Annotated in this window: 17 protein-coding genes and 1 tRNA gene; 10 read left to right on the top strand and 8 right to left on the bottom strand. The window is 65.7% G+C overall.

Features of this window, described 5'->3' with window-relative positions:
- Positions 1–73: 73 nt before the first annotated feature.
- A tRNA-Leu gene (locus ACIBG0_RS38125) sits at positions 74–156 on the bottom strand.
- A gap of 224 nt (positions 157–380) precedes the next feature.
- On the opposite strand from ACIBG0_RS38125, the gene ACIBG0_RS38120 reads away from it, so the two are divergent.
- From ACIBG0_RS38120 to pknB, 7 genes are all read left to right on the top strand, one after another.
- Positions 381–1796, top strand: a complete 1416-nt coding sequence (locus tag ACIBG0_RS38120; protein ID WP_397039846.1) for a DUF3662 and FHA domain-containing protein — start codon at positions 381–383, stop codon at positions 1794–1796.
- Between the two features lie 202 nt (positions 1797–1998).
- Complete coding sequence (locus ACIBG0_RS38115; RefSeq protein WP_014980860.1) at positions 1999–2466, top strand: FHA domain-containing protein; 468 nt, start codon at positions 1999–2001, stop codon at positions 2464–2466.
- Positions 2463–3944, top strand: coding sequence for a protein phosphatase 2C domain-containing protein (locus tag ACIBG0_RS38110; RefSeq protein WP_397039843.1), 1482 nt, complete (start codon positions 2463–2465; stop codon positions 3942–3944). Before ACIBG0_RS38115 ends, ACIBG0_RS38110 begins: the two co-directional genes overlap by 4 nt.
- Complete coding sequence (locus ACIBG0_RS38105; RefSeq protein ID WP_397039842.1) at positions 3944–5419, top strand: FtsW/RodA/SpoVE family cell cycle protein; 1476 nt, start codon at positions 3944–3946, stop codon at positions 5417–5419. Before ACIBG0_RS38110 ends, ACIBG0_RS38105 begins: the two co-directional genes overlap by 1 nt.
- The gene (locus tag ACIBG0_RS38100; protein ID WP_397039841.1) at positions 5416–6882 is read left to right on the top strand and encodes a peptidoglycan D,D-transpeptidase FtsI family protein; all 1467 of its coding nucleotides are present in this window, start codon (positions 5416–5418) and stop codon (positions 6880–6882) included. The genes ACIBG0_RS38105 and ACIBG0_RS38100 overlap by 4 nt, the downstream gene beginning before the upstream one ends.
- A 37-nt stretch (positions 6883–6919) precedes the next feature.
- Positions 6920–8425 carry a protein kinase gene (locus ACIBG0_RS38095; RefSeq protein WP_397039839.1) on the top strand — a complete coding sequence of 502 codons (1506 nt, stop codon included), beginning with the start codon at positions 6920–6922 and terminating at the stop codon, positions 8423–8425.
- Entirely contained in the window at positions 8422–10326 is a 1905-nt protein-coding gene (pknB, locus tag ACIBG0_RS38090; protein ID WP_397039837.1) for a Stk1 family PASTA domain-containing Ser/Thr kinase, read from the top strand. The genes ACIBG0_RS38095 and pknB overlap by 4 nt, the downstream gene beginning before the upstream one ends.
- 254 nt (positions 10327–10580) lie before the next feature.
- Here pknB and ACIBG0_RS38085 read toward each other — a convergent pair whose 3' ends face one another.
- Genes ACIBG0_RS38085 through ACIBG0_RS38075 form a run of 3 tightly spaced genes read right to left on the bottom strand, consistent with a single transcriptional unit; the run spans position 10581 to position 12396 of the window.
- Positions 10581–11039 (bottom strand): deaminase, encoded by a 459-nt coding sequence (locus ACIBG0_RS38085; RefSeq protein WP_397039835.1) that lies wholly within the window; start codon positions 11037–11039, stop codon positions 10581–10583.
- A gap of 26 nt (positions 11040–11065) precedes the next feature.
- On the bottom strand, positions 11066–11755 hold the full coding sequence (locus tag ACIBG0_RS38080) for a RibD family protein (RefSeq protein ID WP_397039834.1): 690 nt from the start codon (positions 11753–11755) through the stop codon (positions 11066–11068).
- Positions 11752–12396 (bottom strand): aminodeoxychorismate/anthranilate synthase component II, encoded by a 645-nt coding sequence (locus ACIBG0_RS38075; RefSeq protein ID WP_397039833.1) that lies wholly within the window; start codon positions 12394–12396, stop codon positions 11752–11754. Before ACIBG0_RS38075 ends, ACIBG0_RS38080 begins: the two co-directional genes overlap by 4 nt.
- Positions 12397–12602: 206 nt before the next feature.
- On the opposite strand from ACIBG0_RS38075, the gene crgA reads away from it, so the two are divergent.
- Positions 12603–12866: a cell division protein CrgA gene (crgA, locus tag ACIBG0_RS38070; protein WP_040697865.1), complete on the top strand. Its 264-nt coding sequence runs from the start codon at positions 12603–12605 to the stop codon at positions 12864–12866.
- Between the two features lie 193 nt (positions 12867–13059).
- Positions 13060–13461, top strand: coding sequence for a PH domain-containing protein (locus tag ACIBG0_RS38065; protein WP_397039855.1), 402 nt, complete (start codon positions 13060–13062; stop codon positions 13459–13461).
- 55 nt (positions 13462–13516) lie between these two features.
- Here the strand turns inward: ACIBG0_RS38065 and ACIBG0_RS38060 are convergent, their stop codons facing one another.
- Both ACIBG0_RS38060 and ACIBG0_RS38055 read right to left on the bottom strand, forming a co-directional pair.
- Positions 13517–14389: a rhomboid family intramembrane serine protease gene (locus tag ACIBG0_RS38060; RefSeq protein WP_397039830.1), complete on the bottom strand. Its 873-nt coding sequence runs from the start codon at positions 14387–14389 to the stop codon at positions 13517–13519.
- 4 nt (positions 14390–14393) lie between these two features.
- Positions 14394–14921: a peptidylprolyl isomerase gene (locus ACIBG0_RS38055; protein WP_397039829.1), complete on the bottom strand. Its 528-nt coding sequence runs from the start codon at positions 14919–14921 to the stop codon at positions 14394–14396.
- A 267-nt stretch (positions 14922–15188) separates the two neighbouring features.
- On the opposite strand from ACIBG0_RS38055, the gene ACIBG0_RS38050 reads away from it, so the two are divergent.
- Positions 15189–15401: a hypothetical protein gene (locus ACIBG0_RS38050; RefSeq protein WP_397039827.1), complete on the top strand. Its 213-nt coding sequence runs from the start codon at positions 15189–15191 to the stop codon at positions 15399–15401.
- Between the two features lie 21 nt (positions 15402–15422).
- Here the strand turns inward: ACIBG0_RS38050 and ACIBG0_RS38045 are convergent, their stop codons facing one another.
- Together ACIBG0_RS38045 and ACIBG0_RS38040 are read right to left on the bottom strand one after the other, a co-directional pair.
- Positions 15423–16241: an ABC transporter permease gene (locus ACIBG0_RS38045; protein WP_397039853.1), complete on the bottom strand. Its 819-nt coding sequence runs from the start codon at positions 16239–16241 to the stop codon at positions 15423–15425.
- Positions 16242–16273: 32 nt separating this feature from the next.
- A complete protein-coding gene (locus ACIBG0_RS38040) occupies positions 16274–17278 on the bottom strand; it encodes an ATP-binding cassette domain-containing protein (protein ID WP_397039825.1) in 1005 nt (334 codons plus the stop codon).
- Positions 17279–17317: the final 39 nt, after the last annotated feature.

The following is a 17317-nucleotide window of genomic DNA, read 5'->3' as shown; positions in this document are numbered from 1 at the left end:
TCCCTGTGGACCGCTGTGTGGACGCAGAGGGGGCATAACCCGTAGGTCATGCCCCTGATCTGCGTCTATGTTGTGGGCGAAGGGGGACTTGAACCCCCACGTCCCGAAGGACACTGGCACCTGAAGCCAGCGCGTCTGCCATTCCGCCACTCGCCCGAGCGACTGAGAGACAGTATCACGCGGGTCGGTGAGACACGAAATCGCCTGTTGACGGCCCTAGCGGCCGGTCCGGACCGGCACGGGAACCCAGGCCGGCTTCCGGGAGTTACAGGTGTGGACGATCGTGGATATCATGCAATGAACGTGGTCGATACGCGACACGCCATATCCGCGTGTCGTTGTTATGAATCAGTACAGACGCGCACCGAAGGGAGGCCGAGATGGGCATCGTTTCTCGATTCGAGCGTCGCCTGCAAGGCGCCGTCGGTGACGTGTTCGCCAGAGCCTTCGGGGGCAGTGTCGTTCCCCAGGAGGTGGAAGCGGCACTCAAGCAGGAAGCCGCCGACAATATCCAGGATCTGGGTGGCGGACATCTGTTGGCGCCCAACAGTTATGTGATCACCATCAACAGCTCTGATCACCAACAACTCGACGCCGACCACGACCTCACCACCCGCGCGTTCGCCAAACACCTTCAGGACTACATCCGCGAGCAAGGCTGGCAGACCTACGGCGAAGTACACGTGGCATTCGAGGCATCACCTACGCTGCACACCGGACAGTTCAGGGCGAGCGGTCGGGTCGATCCCGACATCGGCCGCAGAGCCACCGCGGCTCGCAGCCCCGAACCCACGCCACAACGACCTGCACACCCGCAACCAGGAGCTGGCCCCATGACGCAGAACTCAGGCTACGACCCAAGCCGTGAGCCCGCGGAGTCCGATCCACGCAGCCGCGGGTACGCACCGCCGCCTGCGGGCCGGCCCGGGCCGCCGAACGGTGCGTACCGCGAAGACTACGGCCGGGGCGGGGCGCCCTACGGCGGTGGCCCCGACTACCAGGCGCCGGACTCGCAGCAGGGTTACGGCGACTACCAGAACGGCTACGACTACCAGCAGGGTGGCCAAGGCTACGGCCAGCAGGCCTATCAGGAGCCTGGCTACGGCGGAGGCTACGGCGAGCGTGGCGGCTATGGCCAGCAGCAGGGCGGCTATGGCGAACAGGACTACGGCCAGCAGGGCTATGGCCAGCCCGGCTACGGCGAACAGGGCTACGCCGACCAGGGCTATGGCCAGCAGGGCTACGGGCAGCCCGGCTACGGCGAACAGGGCTACGCCGACCAGGGCGGCTACGGTCAGCAGCCGGGCTATGGCCAGCAGGGTTACGCGCAGTCCGGCTACGGCGAACAGGGCTACGCGGAACCGGGTTACGGCGAGCCGGGCTACGCCGCGCCCGAGGAGCAGGGCGGCTACGGTCAGGCCTATTCGCAACAACCTGGCTATGGCGCGCAGGGCGGCGGCTACCAGGCGCCGGCGCCCGCGTATGGCGGTGGCGCACAAGCGGGTTCGGGCTACTCCGCGACGCTGCAGCTCGACGACGGCAGCGGCCGCACCTACCAGCTCCGCGAGGGCAGCAACATCATCGGCCGGGGTCAGGACGCGCACTTCCGGCTGCCCGATACCGGGGTTTCGCGCAGGCACATCGAAGTTCGCTGGGATGGGCAGACGGCGATGCTCTCGGATCTGGGTTCGACCAACGGCACGCTCGTCAACGGCTCCCCGGTTCAGGACTGGCAGCTGGCCGACGGCGATGTTATCCGCGCCGGACACTCCGAGATCCTGATCCGTATCGTCTGATCCCGTAAGCTCGCGGTGCAGGTCACGACATGGCGGACAGGGATTCTGCGGCCGTATCGTGATCGAACTCGACCCACGGCCCTATGATGCTGCCTACACACGCGCGTCGCCAGGACCGGGGCTCGCGAAACCAGCAAGCCGGTGGGGGCGAACTCGCACCTACGGGCACCGACGTACACGGTCGAACAGGAGGTGGAGCGCCGTGCAGGGACTGATCCTGCAATTGACCCGTGCGGGGTTCCTGCTGCTGTTGTGGTTATTCGTGTGGGCGGTATTGCGCACCCTGCGCAGCGACATCTACGCGGCATCCGGCATCCGGATTCAGCCCAGGGCCGCACGCGGTTCCGCGGTGCTGCCGTCTTTCAGCCGAGGCCAGAAGGGCGCCAAATTTCTTGTGGTGACTCAAGGTTCACTCGCCGGCACTCGCATCTCGCTCGGCACCCAACCGGTGCTGATCGGACGTGCGGACGACTCAACGCTGGTACTCACCGATGATTACGCCTCGACCAGACATGCGCGGCTCTCACCGCGCGGTGACGACTGGTACGTCGAAGACCTCGGTTCGACGAACGGCACCTACCTCGACCGCGCGAAAGTCACCACCGCAGTCCGAGTTCCACTCGGCACCCCCGTCCGTGTCGGCAAAACAGTGATCGAGCTGCGATCGTGACACTTGTTCTCCGCTACGCAGCGCGCAGCGACCGCGGTCTTGTCCGAGGTAACAACGAGGACTCCGTCTATGCGGGCGCACGGCTGCTCGCACTAGCCGACGGTATGGGCGGCCATGCCGCCGGCGAGGTGGCATCGCAGTTGATGATCGCCGCACTCGCCCACCTCGATGACGACGAACCCGGCGACGATCTGCTCGGCAAGCTCAATACCGCCGTCCACGAGGGCAATGCCGCCATTGCCGATCACGTCGAGGAAGAGCCCGAACTCGACGGTATGGGCACCACGCTCACCGCAATCCTGTTCGCGGGCAAGAAACTCGGCCTGGTCCACATCGGTGACTCGCGCGCCTATCTGCTGCGCGGCGGCGAGCTGGCCCAGATCACCCGCGACGACACCTTCGTCCAGTCGCTGGTCGACGAGGGCCGGATCACGCCCGAGCAGGCGCATACCCATCCGCAGCGTTCACTGATCATGCGCGCCCTGACCGGCAACGAGATCGAGCCGACGCTGATCATGCGCGAGGCCCGCGCCGGAGATCGCTATCTGCTGTGCTCCGACGGTCTGTCCGATGTGGTCAGCGATGAGACCATCGCCAACACCATGCGCGAGGGCAGCACCGACGAATGTGCCGACCGGCTCATCGAACTCGCCTTGCGCAGTGGCGGTCCGGACAACGTCACCGTGGTCGTCGCCGATGTCATCGATCTGGACTACGGGCAGAGCCATCCGATCGTCGCTGGCGCGGCATCGGGTCAGGACGAGGACACCCCGCCACCGAATACCGCCGCCGGTCGGGCCGCCGCGATGCGTCCGCCGCGGGCCGAACCGCGCAGGGCCGCCGCCACACCGGAGACGCCGCCGCAGGGCAAATCGCATAAGCTGCGCTGGATTCTGCTCGCCGTCGCCCTGGTGCTGGCCGCGGCAATCGGATTGCTGGTCGGCTACAACATGATTCGCAGCAACTACTATGTCGGCGCGGATAACGACCGGGTCGTCATCATGCGCGGGCTGCCGGGTTCGGTGCTGGGGTATTCGATCCACGAGGTCGAAACGATCGCCTGTGTCGACCCGAGCGGCGCCCTCACCCTCCTGCAACCGGGTGAGAGTCTGCCGTCGAAATGCAAGGGGCTCAAGGTTTCCGATCTCAAGCAGACCGGACACGACCAAGTCGACAAGGGACTGCCGCCTGGTTCGCTGGACGAGGCGCGCAAGCAGATGCAGATGCTGGCGCGCAACGAACTGCTGCGTCCCTGCCCGTCCAAGGAGTCGGTGCCGCAGCCCGGCGTGGTGCCGCCGAGCGAACCGCCGACGCAGCCCGGTCCCGCGCCGACGACGGTCGCGCCGACCATCGAGAACCGGGCGCCCGCACCCGAAACGCAGCCAGCTGAAACCAAGAGCCCCGACGCCAAGACCCCGACGGCGACGGCGTCGCCGAACCCCCAGACGGCGGGGGAGCCTTGCCGGGTGACGGACTGATGTCCGCTCCGGCACCACCGTCCGCTGGGGCCTTTCCCAGTCCTCCGGGCGGATTCGCGCCAGCGCCGCCGCCGTCGACGAAGCGCAATGCCGAACTCATCTTGCTTGCCGGTGCGACGGGCATTGTCACCGTTTCGCTTTTCCTGGTCGAGGCGAGTCAGGAGCAATCGGTCACTTGGGATATCGCCAAGTACGGTCTCGCCTATCTGGCCCTGTTCGCGGTGGCGCATCTCGCGGTGCGGCGCTTCGCACCGTTCGCCGATCCGCTGCTCTTACCGATCGCCGCGCTGCTCAACGGACTCGGCCTGGTGCTGATCCATCGGCTCGATCTCGCCGATGCGCAGACCGCCGCCTACAACTCGTGGCCGATCCCCTCCCCCGACACCAATCAACAGATCCTGTGGACCGGGCTGGGGATGATCATCTTCATCGGGATCCTCGTCGTGCTGAGCGATTACCGCACGCTGGCCAAATACAGCTACACCCTGGGCCTGGTAGGCCTTGTCGCGCTGGCGATTCCGGCACTGCTGCCCGGGGCGTATTCGGAGACCAACGGCTCCAAGATCTGGATTCGGCTGCCCGGATTGAGCGTGCAGCCTGGTGAATTCGCGAAGATCCTGTTGATCATCTTCTTCGCCTCGGTGCTGGTCGCCAAGCGCGATCTGTTCACCGCGGCCGGCCGGCATTTCCTCGGCATGGAGTTCCCGCGCGCTCGCGACCTCGGCCCGATCCTGGTGGTCTGGATCGTCTGCATCGGCGTGCTGGTCTTCGAAAAGGACCTCGGTACTTCGCTGTTGATCTTCAGCACGGTACTGGTGATGCTCTACATCGCGACCGAGCGCGTCGGCTGGCTCATCATCGGCGGCGCACTGCTGAGCATCGGATTCTTCTTCGCCTACCAGGCCTTCAGCCATGTGCGGGTACGCACCCAGACCTGGCTGCACCCGTTCGCGGATTACAACAACACCGGCTACCAGATCTCGCAGTCGCTGTTCGGCTTGGCCACCGGCGGATTGGCGGGCACCGGTTTGGGCAGCGGACGGCCATCGCAGGTGCCCTTCGCCAAGACCGACTTCATCATCACCACGATCGGCGAGGAACTCGGCCTGTTCGGACTCGCCGCGGTGCTGCTGCTGTTCCTGGTATTCGTGGTGCGTGGTCTGCGTACCGCCCTGGCCGTGCGTGACAGCTTCGGCAAGCTGCTGGCCGCCGGTTTGTCGTTCACCATCGCCATCCAGCTGTTCGTGGTGGTCGGCGGTGTCACCAAACTGATTCCGCTGACCGGTCTCACCACCCCGTTCATGTCCTACGGCGGTTCGTCGCTGCTGGCCAACTACGCGCTGCTGGCGCTGCTGATCAAGGTCTCCGACGCGGCACGTGCCCCGGCGCCGGTGCGCAAGAAGGATCCGGTGGCCCCGATCGCGGATGCGACCACCGAGCTTCTGCGCAAACCGGAAGCGAGGCCGCAAGAATGAACACACCGCTACGACGGGTCGCGGTCGCGGTCATGCTCATGATCGTCGCGCTGCTGATCAACGCCACCTATGTGCAGGTAATCAAGGCCGACGACTACCGCACCGATCCACGCAACTCACGCGTGCTGCTCGACGAATACGCCCGCCAGCGCGGGCAGATCTCCGCGGGCGGCACGGTGCTGGCCAGTTCGGTCGCCACCGACGACCGCTACAAGTACCTGCGCACCTACCCGACCGATCCGGAGGCGTACGCACCGGCGACCGGCTTCTACTCGATGCAGTACGGCAGCACGGGTCTGGAGCGCGCCGAGGATACGGTGCTCAACGGTTCGGACAATTCGCTGTTCGGGCGACGCCTGATCGATATGATCTCCGGTCGTGATCCGCGTGGCGGCAATGTGCTCACCACGCTGGACCCGGTGATGCAGCAGACCGCCTACGAACAGTTGACCGCCAAGGGCTACACCGGTTCCGTGGTAGCGATCGAGCCGAGTACCGGCAAGATTCTCACCATGGTGTCCACCCCCAGCTACGACCCGAACCTGTTGTCCGGGCACGATGGCGCCCAGGGCACCAAATCTTGGGAAGAGCTGAGTGCGGACCAGCGCCAACCCATGTTGAATCGTGCTGTGTCGCAGACCTATCCGCCGGGCTCCACCTTCAAGGTGGTCGTCACCGCCGCCGCGTTGGCCAACGGCACCGCAACCCCCGACGACCAGTTCACCGCCGCACCGAACATCACGTTGCCCGGAACAGCCACGACGCTGGAGAACTACAACGGCACCACCTGCGGCAGCGGACCCACCGCGTCGCTCACCGAGGCGTTCCGCAGATCCTGCAATACCGCATTCGCCGAACTCGGAGTCAAAGTCGGCTCCGCCAACCTCAAGGACGAGGCCGCCGCATTCGGCATCGGCGCGCACCGTGGCATCCCGATTCCGGTGGCGGAGAGTACCGTCGGCACGATTCCGGACAACGCCGCACTTGCCCAGAGCAGCATCGGCCAGCGCGATGTCGCGCTCACCCCACTCGACAATGCGGTCATCGCCGCGACCATCGCCAACGGCGGCGTCCGCATGGAGCCGTACCTGGTCGACCAACTGCAGGGACCCGATCTGAGCGAGCTCTCGAAAAATAAACCGGTCTCGGTCGGCCAAGCTGTCAGCGCCCAGGTAGCGTCGACGCTGACCAACCTGATGATCGCGTCGGAGGACAACACCGTCGGACACGGCCAGACCCGGTACCAAATCGCCTCTAAGACCGGAACCGCCGAACACGGAAGCAATCCGCGCAATACGCCACCACACGCCTGGTACATCGCCTTCGCGCCCGCACAGAACCCCAAGATCGCCATCGCGGTGATCGTGGAGAACGGCGGCGACCGGGCGTTGGCCGCGACCGGTGGCTCGGTAGCCGCGCCGATTGCCCGCGCGGTGTTGGACGCCGGTTTGCGAGGGCGCTGAGGGATATGAACGTGCGAGTGGATGTACGGGGGCCGGGATGCTGAACAACGGCGCGATGATCGCCGACCGATATCGGCTGCAACGCCTGATCGCCACCGGCGGTATGGGTCAGGTGTGGGAAGCACTCGACACCCGGCTGGACCGCCGGGTCGCGGTGAAGGTGCTCAAATCCGAGTTCTCCGCCGACCCGACCTTCCGGCACCGGTTCCGCAGTGAGGCCAAGACCACGGCCCAGCTGAATCACCCGGGTATCGCCGGAATCTACGACTACGGCGAGACCATGGATCCCAGCGGCGGGGAAACCGCCTATCTGGTCATGGAATTGGTGCAGGGCGAACCGCTCAATACGGTGCTGAACCGCCTGGGCCGCCTTTCGGTGGTCCAGGGTCTGGACATGCTCGAGCAGACCGGTCGCGCACTCGAGGTCGCGCACGCCGCTGGCGTCGTGCACCGTGACGTGAAGCCGGGCAATATCCTCGTCACTCCGACCGGTCAGGTGAAGATCACCGACTTCGGCATCGCCAAGGCGGTCGACGCCTCGCCGGTGACCAAGACCGGCATGGTGATGGGCACCGCCCAGTACATCGCACCCGAGCAGGCGGTCGGCGAGGACGCGACCGCGGCCAGCGATGTGTACGCACTCGGCGTGGTCGGCTACGAGGCACTGGCCGGGCAGCGGCCGTTCAGCGGTGACGGTGCGATCACCGTCGCGATGAAGCATGTGCGCGAGGCCCCGCCGCCGATGCCGTCGGATCTGCCGCCCAATGTGCGCGAGCTGATCGAGATCACCATGGGCAAGGATCCGACCCTGCGCTATGCCAGCGGCGGCGAATTCGCCGACGCCGTTGCCGCCGTGCGCGCCGGACGCCGTCCACCACCGCCGATCGCCACCGGCGGACCTACGCCCACCGGTGCGACCAGGGTGCTGCCACCCGGTCCGACGGTGATTCTGCCGTCGCAGGACCACGACGGTCCGACCGTCCGCTACAGCACCCCGGCGGGGCTGGCAGGTGCCGGGGCGACCAGACAAACGCCCGCGCCCAGGACCGTGATGAGTTCCGGCGCCACCCGCACCGGCCCCGGGCCCGGTCCGGATAGCTCGAGGTTCACCACCGGCCAGAAGGTCGGCGCGGCCGTCGCCGTCGGCGCCGTGCTGCTCGTCGGTCTGGTGCTGTGGCTGCTCTTCGGCGGCGATACCAATCCGGATACCGTGCGCCCCGCCACCAGCACCTCTAAGGTCGCGCCGCCGCCGGTCACCACAGCGCCGACCACGACAACCGAGCCGCCGACGACCATCGTCACCACGACCAGGCCGGCCCCGCCACCGCCACCGACCGCGGAACCGACCACGACAACGCAGCCACCGACCACAACGCCGAGTACCACAGCGCCGAGTACGACGAAGTCGTCGAAGACAACGAGTCCGTCCACAACCACAAGAAGCTCGTGGTTCCCCACGCTCGATTTACCATTTCCGGATAGTCCCGGTGCCCGAGGACCCTCGGCCACTCCAGGCGCTGCTACTCCGCAAGGACAACCATGACGACCCCGAAGAATCTCTCCTCCCGCTACGAGCTGGGTGAGATCATCGGGTTCGGCGGCATGTCCGAAGTCCACAAGGCGCGCGATCTACGGCTCAGCCGAGACGTCGCGATCAAGGTTTTGCGTGCCGACCTGGCCCGCGATCCAACGTTCTATCTGCGCTTCAAGCGCGAGGCGCAGAACGCCGCCGCACTGAACCATCCGGCCATCGTCGCGGTCTACGACACCGGTGAGGCGGAGGTAGACGGCGGACCGCTGCCGTACATCGTGATGGAGTACGTCGACGGTGAGACGCTGCGTGACATCGTGCGCGGTAAGGGTCCGATCCCGCCGCGCCGGGCCATGGAAGTCGTCGCCGACGTATGCGCCGCATTGGATTTCAGCCACAAGGCCGGAATCGTGCATCGCGATATGAAGCCCGCCAACATCATGATCAACCGGGCCGGTGCGGTGAAGGTGATGGACTTCGGCATCGCGCGTGCGCTCGCCGACAGCTCCAACCCGATGACCCAGACCGCGGCCGTTATCGGTACCGCGCAATATCTTTCGCCCGAGCAGGCGCGCGGTGAGACCGTCGACGCCCGTTCGGATGTCTACTCCGTCGGCTGTGTGCTGTTCGAAATCCTCACCGGAGAGCCACCTTTCACCGGTGACTCGCCGATCGCTGTGGCCTACCAGCACGTCCGGGAGGATCCGCGACTGCCATCGCACGTGCACACCGGAGTGCCGCGCGAGTTGGATTCCGTCGTGCTCAAGGCGATGAGCAAGAATCCGGCCAACCGGTACCAGTCGGCCGCCGAGATGCGTGCCGATCTGATCCGGGTGCTCGGCGGCCAGAAGCCGAGCGCGCCGATGGTGATGACCGATGAGGACCGCACCACCATCCTCGGCTCGAACGAACCGGCGCCACGCAACTTCCGTACCGTCGAACGCAATGACGACACCGCCGAGCAGGAACCCGCCGAACCGGCGAGTCCGCGCCGCAATGTCTATATCGCGCTCGGCGCCGCCGCGGCGGTCATCGTGGCGTTCGCCCTGTTCTGGGTATTGATCGGGCCGGGCGCACGCCCGGATCAGGTCGCCATACCCGACCTTTCGAACAAATCCGCGCAACAGGCCCAGGATTCGCTGCAGAAGCTCGGCTTCACGGTGGCCATCCAGCAGAAGCCGGATAACAAGGTCGCCACCGGCAATGTCATCTCCACCCAGCCGCTCGGCGGCTCCCGGGTCGACAAGGGCAGCACGATTACCGTGCAGGTCTCCGCCGGACCGGCGCAGGTGCAGATTCCTCGGCTCGACGGCATGACCCAGGAGCAGGCCGAACAGCAGCTCAACGCCAGCGGGTTGCGGATGGATCCGAATGTGCAGCGCAAACCGTCGAGTGCGCAGGAGACGGACAAGGTGATCGGCACCGATCCCTCGGCAGGTTCGCGTGTGGATGTCGATCGCGCCATCGTCGTGATCCTCGGCTCCGGGCCGGAGCAGATCCGGGTGCCGAATGTGGTCGGTCAAGACATCAGCGTCGCGCAGCCGAATCTGGTGGACAGCTCCGGATTCAAGATCACCATCCAGGAGGTGCCGTCCGCCAAGCCGAAGGGCGAGGTCATCGCGACCACACCATCGGGCGGCACCACCGCGGACAAGGGGTCCACGGTCACCGTGCAGGTCTCCAGCGGCGACATCGTCATGCCTAGCCTGATCGGCCTGACCACGGCGCAGGCGGTGGACAAACTGCGGCAGGCAGGCTGGACCGGCACATCGGCACAGATCAGCCAATCCACCCAGGGCACGTTCGATACGAACAGCGTCGGTCGGGTTGTCAGCCAGCAGCCCGCGGCCGGATCAGCGCTCGGGAAGAACGGAACGGTATCGATCACCACCTACGTCCTCGGTCCGCCCTGATAGCTGTGCCCAGGTCAGGGGCCTGAGTAGCGCGGAGGCGGACCGCGCGGTCCGATCGGCGCGACACAATGGGCCTGCGTGGATCGGCGCCGATGCGGATGTCGAAGAGCTGCTCTATCCGATGAAGCGTCACCGGCTCGAGCGCATGCCGGTGATCGAAGCCGAACCGCTGGTCGGGATGATCGGCGAGTTCGACTTGGCGGCCAGCTCGACGACAACCAGCTCAGCGAATTCATACCGAGGCAGGTCCGCGATCAGGAAAGATCCAGGTGGCGATTCATCGACATCGCCTCCTCGGCCAGCTCCGTCAATTCGACTACCTCGACGCCGTGCTGGCGCAGCTGCTCCACCCCGATGCAATTGGTCACGAAAGTCGTCGGTTCCCGCCACGCGATGACGACGCGTGCGATCCCGGCCCGCAGAATCCGGTCGGTGCACGGCAGGCGGGTCGCGGTGGCGCGCTGGGAACACGGTTCCAGGGTGCTGTAGATCGTCGCGCGTGCCAGCCGGGGATCGTCCGCGTCGAGCTTGTCGAGCGCGGACTCCTCGGCATGGACCTTCACGTCGGTCTCGCGCGAATAGCCGGTCGAGATCTCGACGCCGTCGGCCACAATGACCGCGCCGACAGAGAACGCGGTCGAGCTGGGCGGGCACAGCCGTGCCAGTTCTATTGCCCGCCGCATGAATTGGATATCGTTCCGGTCAGCCGACATCGAGAGACCTCCGCGGTCGGGGAAACTCAGCACTCATGCGCGGCATCGCCGGACTGTCGCGGCAGGTAGCGCAGCAGCGCGACATCGCCGATCCGAGTGACCTCGGCCAAACGCATCCTGTGTTGCGGGTATGCGGCGGGGCCGAGGAAGCGCGGCGCGGCGGCGTGTCCGACGATGATCGGCGCGACCGCCAGCTGCAATTCGTCGGCCAGCTCCGCCGCGAGAAACTGTGTGAGGATGCGGGTGCCCCCCTCGACCATCAGCCGGGCGATGCCGCGGCGACCGAGATCGTCGAGCAACGCACCGAGGTCGATATCGTCACCGAGCGCGACCACCTCAGCCAGACCCGCCAGTCGATCGCCGAGCTTCGACGCACCGGCTTGTGTGGTGTAGACGAGTTTGTCACCGCCGTGGTGCCAGAAATTCAGCTCGGGATCCAGATCACCGCGTGCGCTCACGGCGATCTTCAACGGATACCCCGGCTTCCCGGCCGCAACCCGCGCGGCCCGCCGGTCGGCACTGTTGACCAGCAATCGCGGATTATCGCGCCGCAACGTTTCGGCACCGATCAGGATCGCATCGGACTGCGCCCGCACCTGATCCACCCGATCGAAATCCGCGGCGTTGGACAGCTTCAGCCGCTGCGGGGTCGCATCGTCGATGTATCCGTCGATGCTGACCGCGACGGACAGCAGCACATAGGGCCGTTGCGTCACTGGGTCACCAGTGCCGCGACCTCCGCCTCCAGCATCTCCACCAGGCCCTCGGACGGACGCTCGCCACAAATCTCCAGCCAGTTCGCCAACATCCGATGTCCGCCCTGGGTCAGCACCGATTCGGGATGGAACTGCACGCCGTGAATCGGCAGCGTGCGGTGCCGCATGGCCATCACGATCCCGGATTCGGTGCGCGCGATCACTTCGATATCGGCGGGCAAGGTGTTCTCCAGGACGGTGAGCGAGTGGTATCGAGTCGCGGTGAACGGGTCGGGCAGACCGGCCAGCACACCAGCGCCGAGATGGAAGACCGAGCTGGTCTTGCCGTGCAGCAGCTCGGGCGCGCGAGTCACCGTGGCGCCGAAGGCCTCGCCGATGGCCTGATGGCCGAGGCAGACCCCGAGCAACGCAATGTTGTGCCGGGCGCAGGCGTGCACCAGATCGATGCTCGCGCCGGCCCGATCCGGAGTGCCCGGACCGGGGCTGATGAGAATGCCGTCGTATTCGGTGACAACCGCGTCCAGATCGGCCAGCTTCGGGTCGTCATTGCGCCAGACCACGGCCTCGGCACCCAGCTGGCCGAGGTACTGCACCAGGTTGAACACGAAGCTGTCGTAGTTGTCGACGACCAGTACACGCATGCCGATGAGATTACGTGGCGAACCGGCGGACCGTCGCGCGCATTACCAGTTGGGATAGCCTAGAGGCAGACCGGAGGGGACCTGAGCCCTCACCCGGACCGTCTCGGCCCTCGCCGGATCGGGTTCTGTGGTGCGCGAGCTCGGCCATAATTCAACCGAATCCTCCCCCGCCGGTACCCGACCTGAACGCCGAACACGAGGACGACATGCCCAAGTCGAAGGTCCGTAAGAAGACCGACTACACGATCAATCCCGCCAGCCGCACACCGGTCAAGGTGAAGGCCGGGCCGTCTCCGGTCTGGTACGTCGTGATCATGCTCGGCTTCATGCTGGCCGGGCTGGTCTGGCTGCTCGTCTACTATCTGGCCAACGACCGCATCACCTGGATGGCGGATCTCGGGGCGTGGAACTTCCTGATCGGCTTCGGTCTGATGGTCGTCGGCCTGATCATGACCATGCGGTGGCGCTGACCTGCCCGATCGCTGGTCGTTTCGAGCGACCTGCACGCAGTCGCCAGCGGCCGGATTACAGACGTGTCATTAATGCACACCTGTGGATAACTATGTGGACAACTCGAGGAACGATTGGGGAAAGTGATACGTGGATCCCGAATCCGATTCGTCTGATCCGCTTCCCGAACCACGCACCACCTGGACCACGCCGATGGCCGCACTCATCGCGGTCACCATCGGCGGCGTGGTGCTCGCCGGTGCCGCCATACTCGCGAAGGACGGACCGAGTCGACTGCTGATCGGATTGGCGGCGGCCGGCCTGCTGGCGCTGGCCGGAATCGGATTCCGACAGCGCCCGCGTTTGAGCATTACCGCCGATCCACAGCCACGACTAGTGGTTCGCGGTCTCACTGGACCGACCGCATACTCCCGCGATCAGATAATGCGGGCCCGAGTCGTCGGCTATCGCCGCCTCGGCCGCAAAAATCCGATGCTCGAAATCGATGTCGAGCACCACGGCGACGAACGCCTGCTGATCTTCGGCCGCTGGGACCTCGGCAGCAGTCCAGACGAGGTCTTCGAAACCCTCGTCGCACACGGCTTGGCGCAGTAGCCGCGCACCGAATGTGCGAGGCGGCAACGCACACCGCAACCGCCAAGTGACGCAGCTACCGCAGTGATATGGCCGCGGCGACGATGATGGCGAGGGCCGTCACGGCGACCGCGGCAATTGCCGCCCAGCCGATCAGCCGTGCGTTCTCCTGGGTTTTCGCGCGTAACCACTCCGGCAGGAAAAGAATGCCGAGTGTGGCAAGGGTGCCCGCGGCGAGTCCGCCGAGGTGTCCCGCCAACGAGATACCGGGCAGTGAGAAGCTGATGAAGACATTGATGCCGATGAGGATCAGCATCTGATTCGGATTCTGTCGCACCCGGATCAGGACCACCGTGATCGCGCCGAACAGTCCGTAGACCGCACACGATGCGCCGGCGGTGAGGCTATCCCTGGCGAAAAGCATGACGGCGGCCGAACCACCGAGCAGTGACACCAGGTAGACCACCAGATAGCGCCCCCAACCGAGCACCGGCTCGATACCGCGGCCGACCACATACAGCGCGAACATATTGAGTAGCAGGTGAATCGGGCCGTAGTGCAGGAAGCCGGAGCCGATCAGCCGTACATACTGACCGTGCGCGACGGCGGGCGGATACAGCACCCAGTCGATGTAGAGCGCGGAATGCCCGGTGTTCTCCACCAGACTCTTCGATTGGCCCGCGGTGACCGCGAAGACGATCGTGTTCAGCGCGATCAGCACATAGGTGACGTAGGGCATCGGGGTCCGCGCGGTCTGCGTCGCACCGGCGACAGTGCGCACCGGCCGGACCTCACGCTGTCCCTGACGGACGCAGTCGACGCAGTGCTGTCCGACCGCCGCGGGTCGCAGACATTCCGGACAGGCCGGCCGCCCGCACCGAGTGCAGGCCAGGCCCGTAGGACGATTGGGGTGGCGGACGCACGTCGGTGCGGGCGGTTGAGCATTCATCGGATTATTCGATAGTGATCTTGGAGACGGTGACGGCTTCCTTGGGACGGTCGTTGCGATCGGTCGGCGTGGTCGCGATGGCATCGACGACCTTGCGCGAATCGGGGTCGACGACCTCCCCGAAGATGGTGTGCTTGCGGTTCAGATGCGGCTGCGCGCCGACGGTGATGAAGAATTGCGAACCGTTGGTGCCCGGTCCGGCATTCGCCATCGCCAGCAGGTAGCCGCGATCGAAGCGCAGCTCCGGGTGGAATTCGTCGCCGAATTCGTAGCCGGGTCCACCGCGTCCGGTACCGGTCGGGTCACCACCTTGAATCATGAACCCGTCGATCACCCGGTGGAAACTCACGCCGTCGTAGAACGGACCGGAGCTGCCGCCGCTGGCGTTCTGCGTCGTGTACGGTGCCGATCCGTCGGCCAGGCCGATGAAGTTCCGCACCGTCTTCGGGGCGTGGTTACCGAAGAGCGCGATCTTGATATCACCGTGGTTGGTATGCAGCGTGGCCACGGCGGTCTGATTCGGTGAGGTCACCCCGTCATGCTAGTCAGCGAGACACCCGAGTTCGCCACACCGGCCCCTAGCCACGCAGGGATCACATGATTCTGTGCATCGAGACAACGATCTCGCGGGCACTTGGGGCAGGGCTGACTCGACCATGACGTCGCAGTCGGCCGCCCTCGCTGCTATGACACTCGCGTCTGGTGCCCGAATACGCGGAGAGGCGGATGAGCATCGGGCCGGGTGCGGCTGTGATCTGGCACTACTGCGCGATGCGCCGTCATGTGCCACAGTTGTCGAATGACCTTGGGGCGCCTACTCACCTCCGCACGTTCCCGTAACCGACTGATCGCCGCGGTCGTCGTCACGCTGGCCGGTGGCGTGGCTTGGTTGGTCCGCAGCAAGCGCCCCCAACCGCCGCAACCGGCGCCTGCCCCGCCGCGCATCGGATACTCCCGCAACGGTTCCGCACCGAACCCCTTGGCGGGTGCCGGCGCGGACAACGGTCGCTGACGACCGCGAGCTCGGAGCCAGTCAGCGGCTGACGGTGCGTTTGTACTGCCGCAGCGCGAGCGGAATGAATACCGCCAGGATGACCAGCACCCACGCCAGCGTGGTCGCCACCGGATGCTGCATGGACCAGGCGTCCGATTTCGGCGCCATCGGACTGGTATTGCCGAACAGATCGCGCGTCGCCTGGGTGACCGCCGAAACCGGATTCCATTCGGCGAATACCCGCAGCGCCGTCGGCAGATTTTCGAGCGGCACGAAGGTATTGGCCAGGAAGGTCAGCGGGAAGATCACCATGAAGCTGGCGTTGTTGAACACCTCGGGCGCGCGGACCAGCAGGCCGACCACGGCCATGATCCACGAGATCGCATACGCGAACAGCAGCAACAGCACATAGGCAAGCACCGCGTCGAGCAATGATCCGCGAATCCGCCAGCCGACGACATAACCGGTCACCGACATCACCACCAGGCTGACCACATTGATCACCACATCGCTGATGGTGCGCCCGACCAGTACCGCCGACGGCGCCATCGGCAGCGAGCGGAATCGGTCGATAATGCCCTTCTGCATATCCTCGGCCAGGCCCAATCCGGTGAACGTCGCGCCGAACACCACCGACTGCGCGAAGATGCCCGCGATCAGGAACTCCCGGTAACCGCCCGACATGCCGGGCACCTGGATCGCCGAGCCGAAGATGTAGGCGAACAGCAGCACGAACATGATCGGCGACAGCGTCGAGAAGATCAGCACGTCGGGCACCCGCTTGATCTTGATGACATTGCGTTTGGCAATGGTCACACTGTCGGTGCAGACGATGACGAGGCGTTCGCCGAGCGGCATGCGAGTTCTGGTGTCCACGGTGGCCACGGTCATCACTTGCGTCCTTCCGTTACTTCGAGCCGATCCGCAGGCTTGTCGCCATTGCCGTTGATCAACTCCTCGGCCTCGTGACCGGTGAGCGTGAGGAAGACATCGTCCAGTGACGGACGACGCAGACCGACGTCGTGGATCTGCACATTGTGGGTGCTCAGTCGGCCGATGGCATCGACGAGCGCCTGCGATCCGTCGCTCACCGGAACGGTGATCCGGCGCAGTCCGGGTTCGAGATGGATCTCCCCGTCAGCCAATCCCTTCAGCGCCTCCTGGGCGGTCGCGAGGTTGTCGGCGTGGTCGACGGTGAGTTCGATGCGGTCGCCGCCGACCATGGTTTTGAGTTCATCCGCGGTGCCGCGAGCGATCACCTTGCCGTGGTCGATCACCGCGATGGCATCGGCCAGCCGGTCGGCCTCCTCCATGTACTGCGTGGTGAGCAAGAGCGTGGTGCCGCCGGCCACCAGTTCCTCGATGACATCCCAGAGGTCGAGGCGCGCACGCGGATCGAGTCCGGTGGTCGGCTCATCCAGGAAGAGCACCGGTGGATTGGCCACCAGCGCACCGGCCAGGTCCAGCCGTCGGCGCATACCGCCCGAATAGCCCTTGACCGGCCGGTCGGCGGCATCGCTCAGTCGGAAGCGCTCCAGCAATTCCCGCGCGCGCTCCTTACTGCGCTGCACGCCCATGTGATAGAGCCGACCGACCATCTCCAGGTTCTCGAATCCGGTGAGATATTCATCGACGGCGGCATATTGCCCGGACGCGCCGATGCGCGAGCGCAGGGCCTGCGGATTGCGCAGCACATCGATACCCGCGACGGTCGCGCGGCCGGCATCGGGAGTGAGCAGGGTGGTGAACACCCGGACCGTGGTGGTCTTGCCCGCGCCGTTGGGACCGAGCAATGCGGTGACGGTGCCCTCGGGCACCGCCAAGTCGAGTCCATCGAGGGCGACCAACTGGCCGTATCGCTTGACCAGACCCTCGGCGACGATTGCGTCGGGCATGTTTCTCCTGCGGTTCGCTCGCTCCGGCGAGGTGGCTCG

The sequence above is a fragment of the Nocardia sp. NPDC050630 genome (assembly GCF_044457245.1).
Classification (GTDB): Bacteria; Actinomycetota; Actinomycetes; order Mycobacteriales; family Mycobacteriaceae; genus Nocardia.
The sequence above is the reverse complement of the archived record's forward strand: the minus strand, read 5'-3'. Positions and strand labels throughout refer to the sequence as shown.

What these genes read in the sequence shown, in the direction of transcription:
- ACIBG0_RS38100 (WP_397039841.1), top strand. Translation starts at nt 5,416, where the DNA reads ATGAACACACCGCTACGACGGGTCGCGGTCGCGGTCATGCTCATGATC.
- ACIBG0_RS38105 (WP_397039842.1), top strand. Translation starts at nt 3,944, where the DNA reads ATGTCCGCTCCGGCACCACCGTCCGCTGGGGCCTTTCCCAGTCCTCCG.
- ACIBG0_RS38095 (WP_397039839.1), top strand. Translation starts at nt 6,920, where the DNA reads ATGCTGAACAACGGCGCGATGATCGCCGACCGATATCGGCTGCAACGC.
- ACIBG0_RS38045 (WP_397039853.1), bottom strand. Translation starts at nt 16,241, where the DNA reads ATGCCGCTCGGCGAACGCCTCGTCATCGTCTGCACCGACAGTGTGACC.
- ACIBG0_RS38050 (WP_397039827.1), top strand. Translation starts at nt 15,189, where the DNA reads ATGACCTTGGGGCGCCTACTCACCTCCGCACGTTCCCGTAACCGACTG.
- ACIBG0_RS38065 (WP_397039855.1), top strand. Translation starts at nt 13,060, where the DNA reads ATGGCCGCACTCATCGCGGTCACCATCGGCGGCGTGGTGCTCGCCGGT.
- ACIBG0_RS38120 (WP_397039846.1), top strand. Translation starts at nt 381, where the DNA reads ATGGGCATCGTTTCTCGATTCGAGCGTCGCCTGCAAGGCGCCGTCGGT.
- ACIBG0_RS38060 (WP_397039830.1), bottom strand. Translation starts at nt 14,389, where the DNA reads ATGAATGCTCAACCGCCCGCACCGACGTGCGTCCGCCACCCCAATCGT.
- ACIBG0_RS38085 (WP_397039835.1), bottom strand. Translation starts at nt 11,039, where the DNA reads ATGTCGGCTGACCGGAACGATATCCAATTCATGCGGCGGGCAATAGAA.
- crgA (WP_040697865.1), top strand. Translation starts at nt 12,603, where the DNA reads ATGCCCAAGTCGAAGGTCCGTAAGAAGACCGACTACACGATCAATCCC.
- ACIBG0_RS38040 (WP_397039825.1), bottom strand. Translation starts at nt 17,278, where the DNA reads ATGCCCGACGCAATCGTCGCCGAGGGTCTGGTCAAGCGATACGGCCAG.
- pknB (WP_397039837.1), top strand. Translation starts at nt 8,422, where the DNA reads ATGACGACCCCGAAGAATCTCTCCTCCCGCTACGAGCTGGGTGAGATC.
- ACIBG0_RS38075 (WP_397039833.1), bottom strand. Translation starts at nt 12,396, where the DNA reads ATGCGTGTACTGGTCGTCGACAACTACGACAGCTTCGTGTTCAACCTG.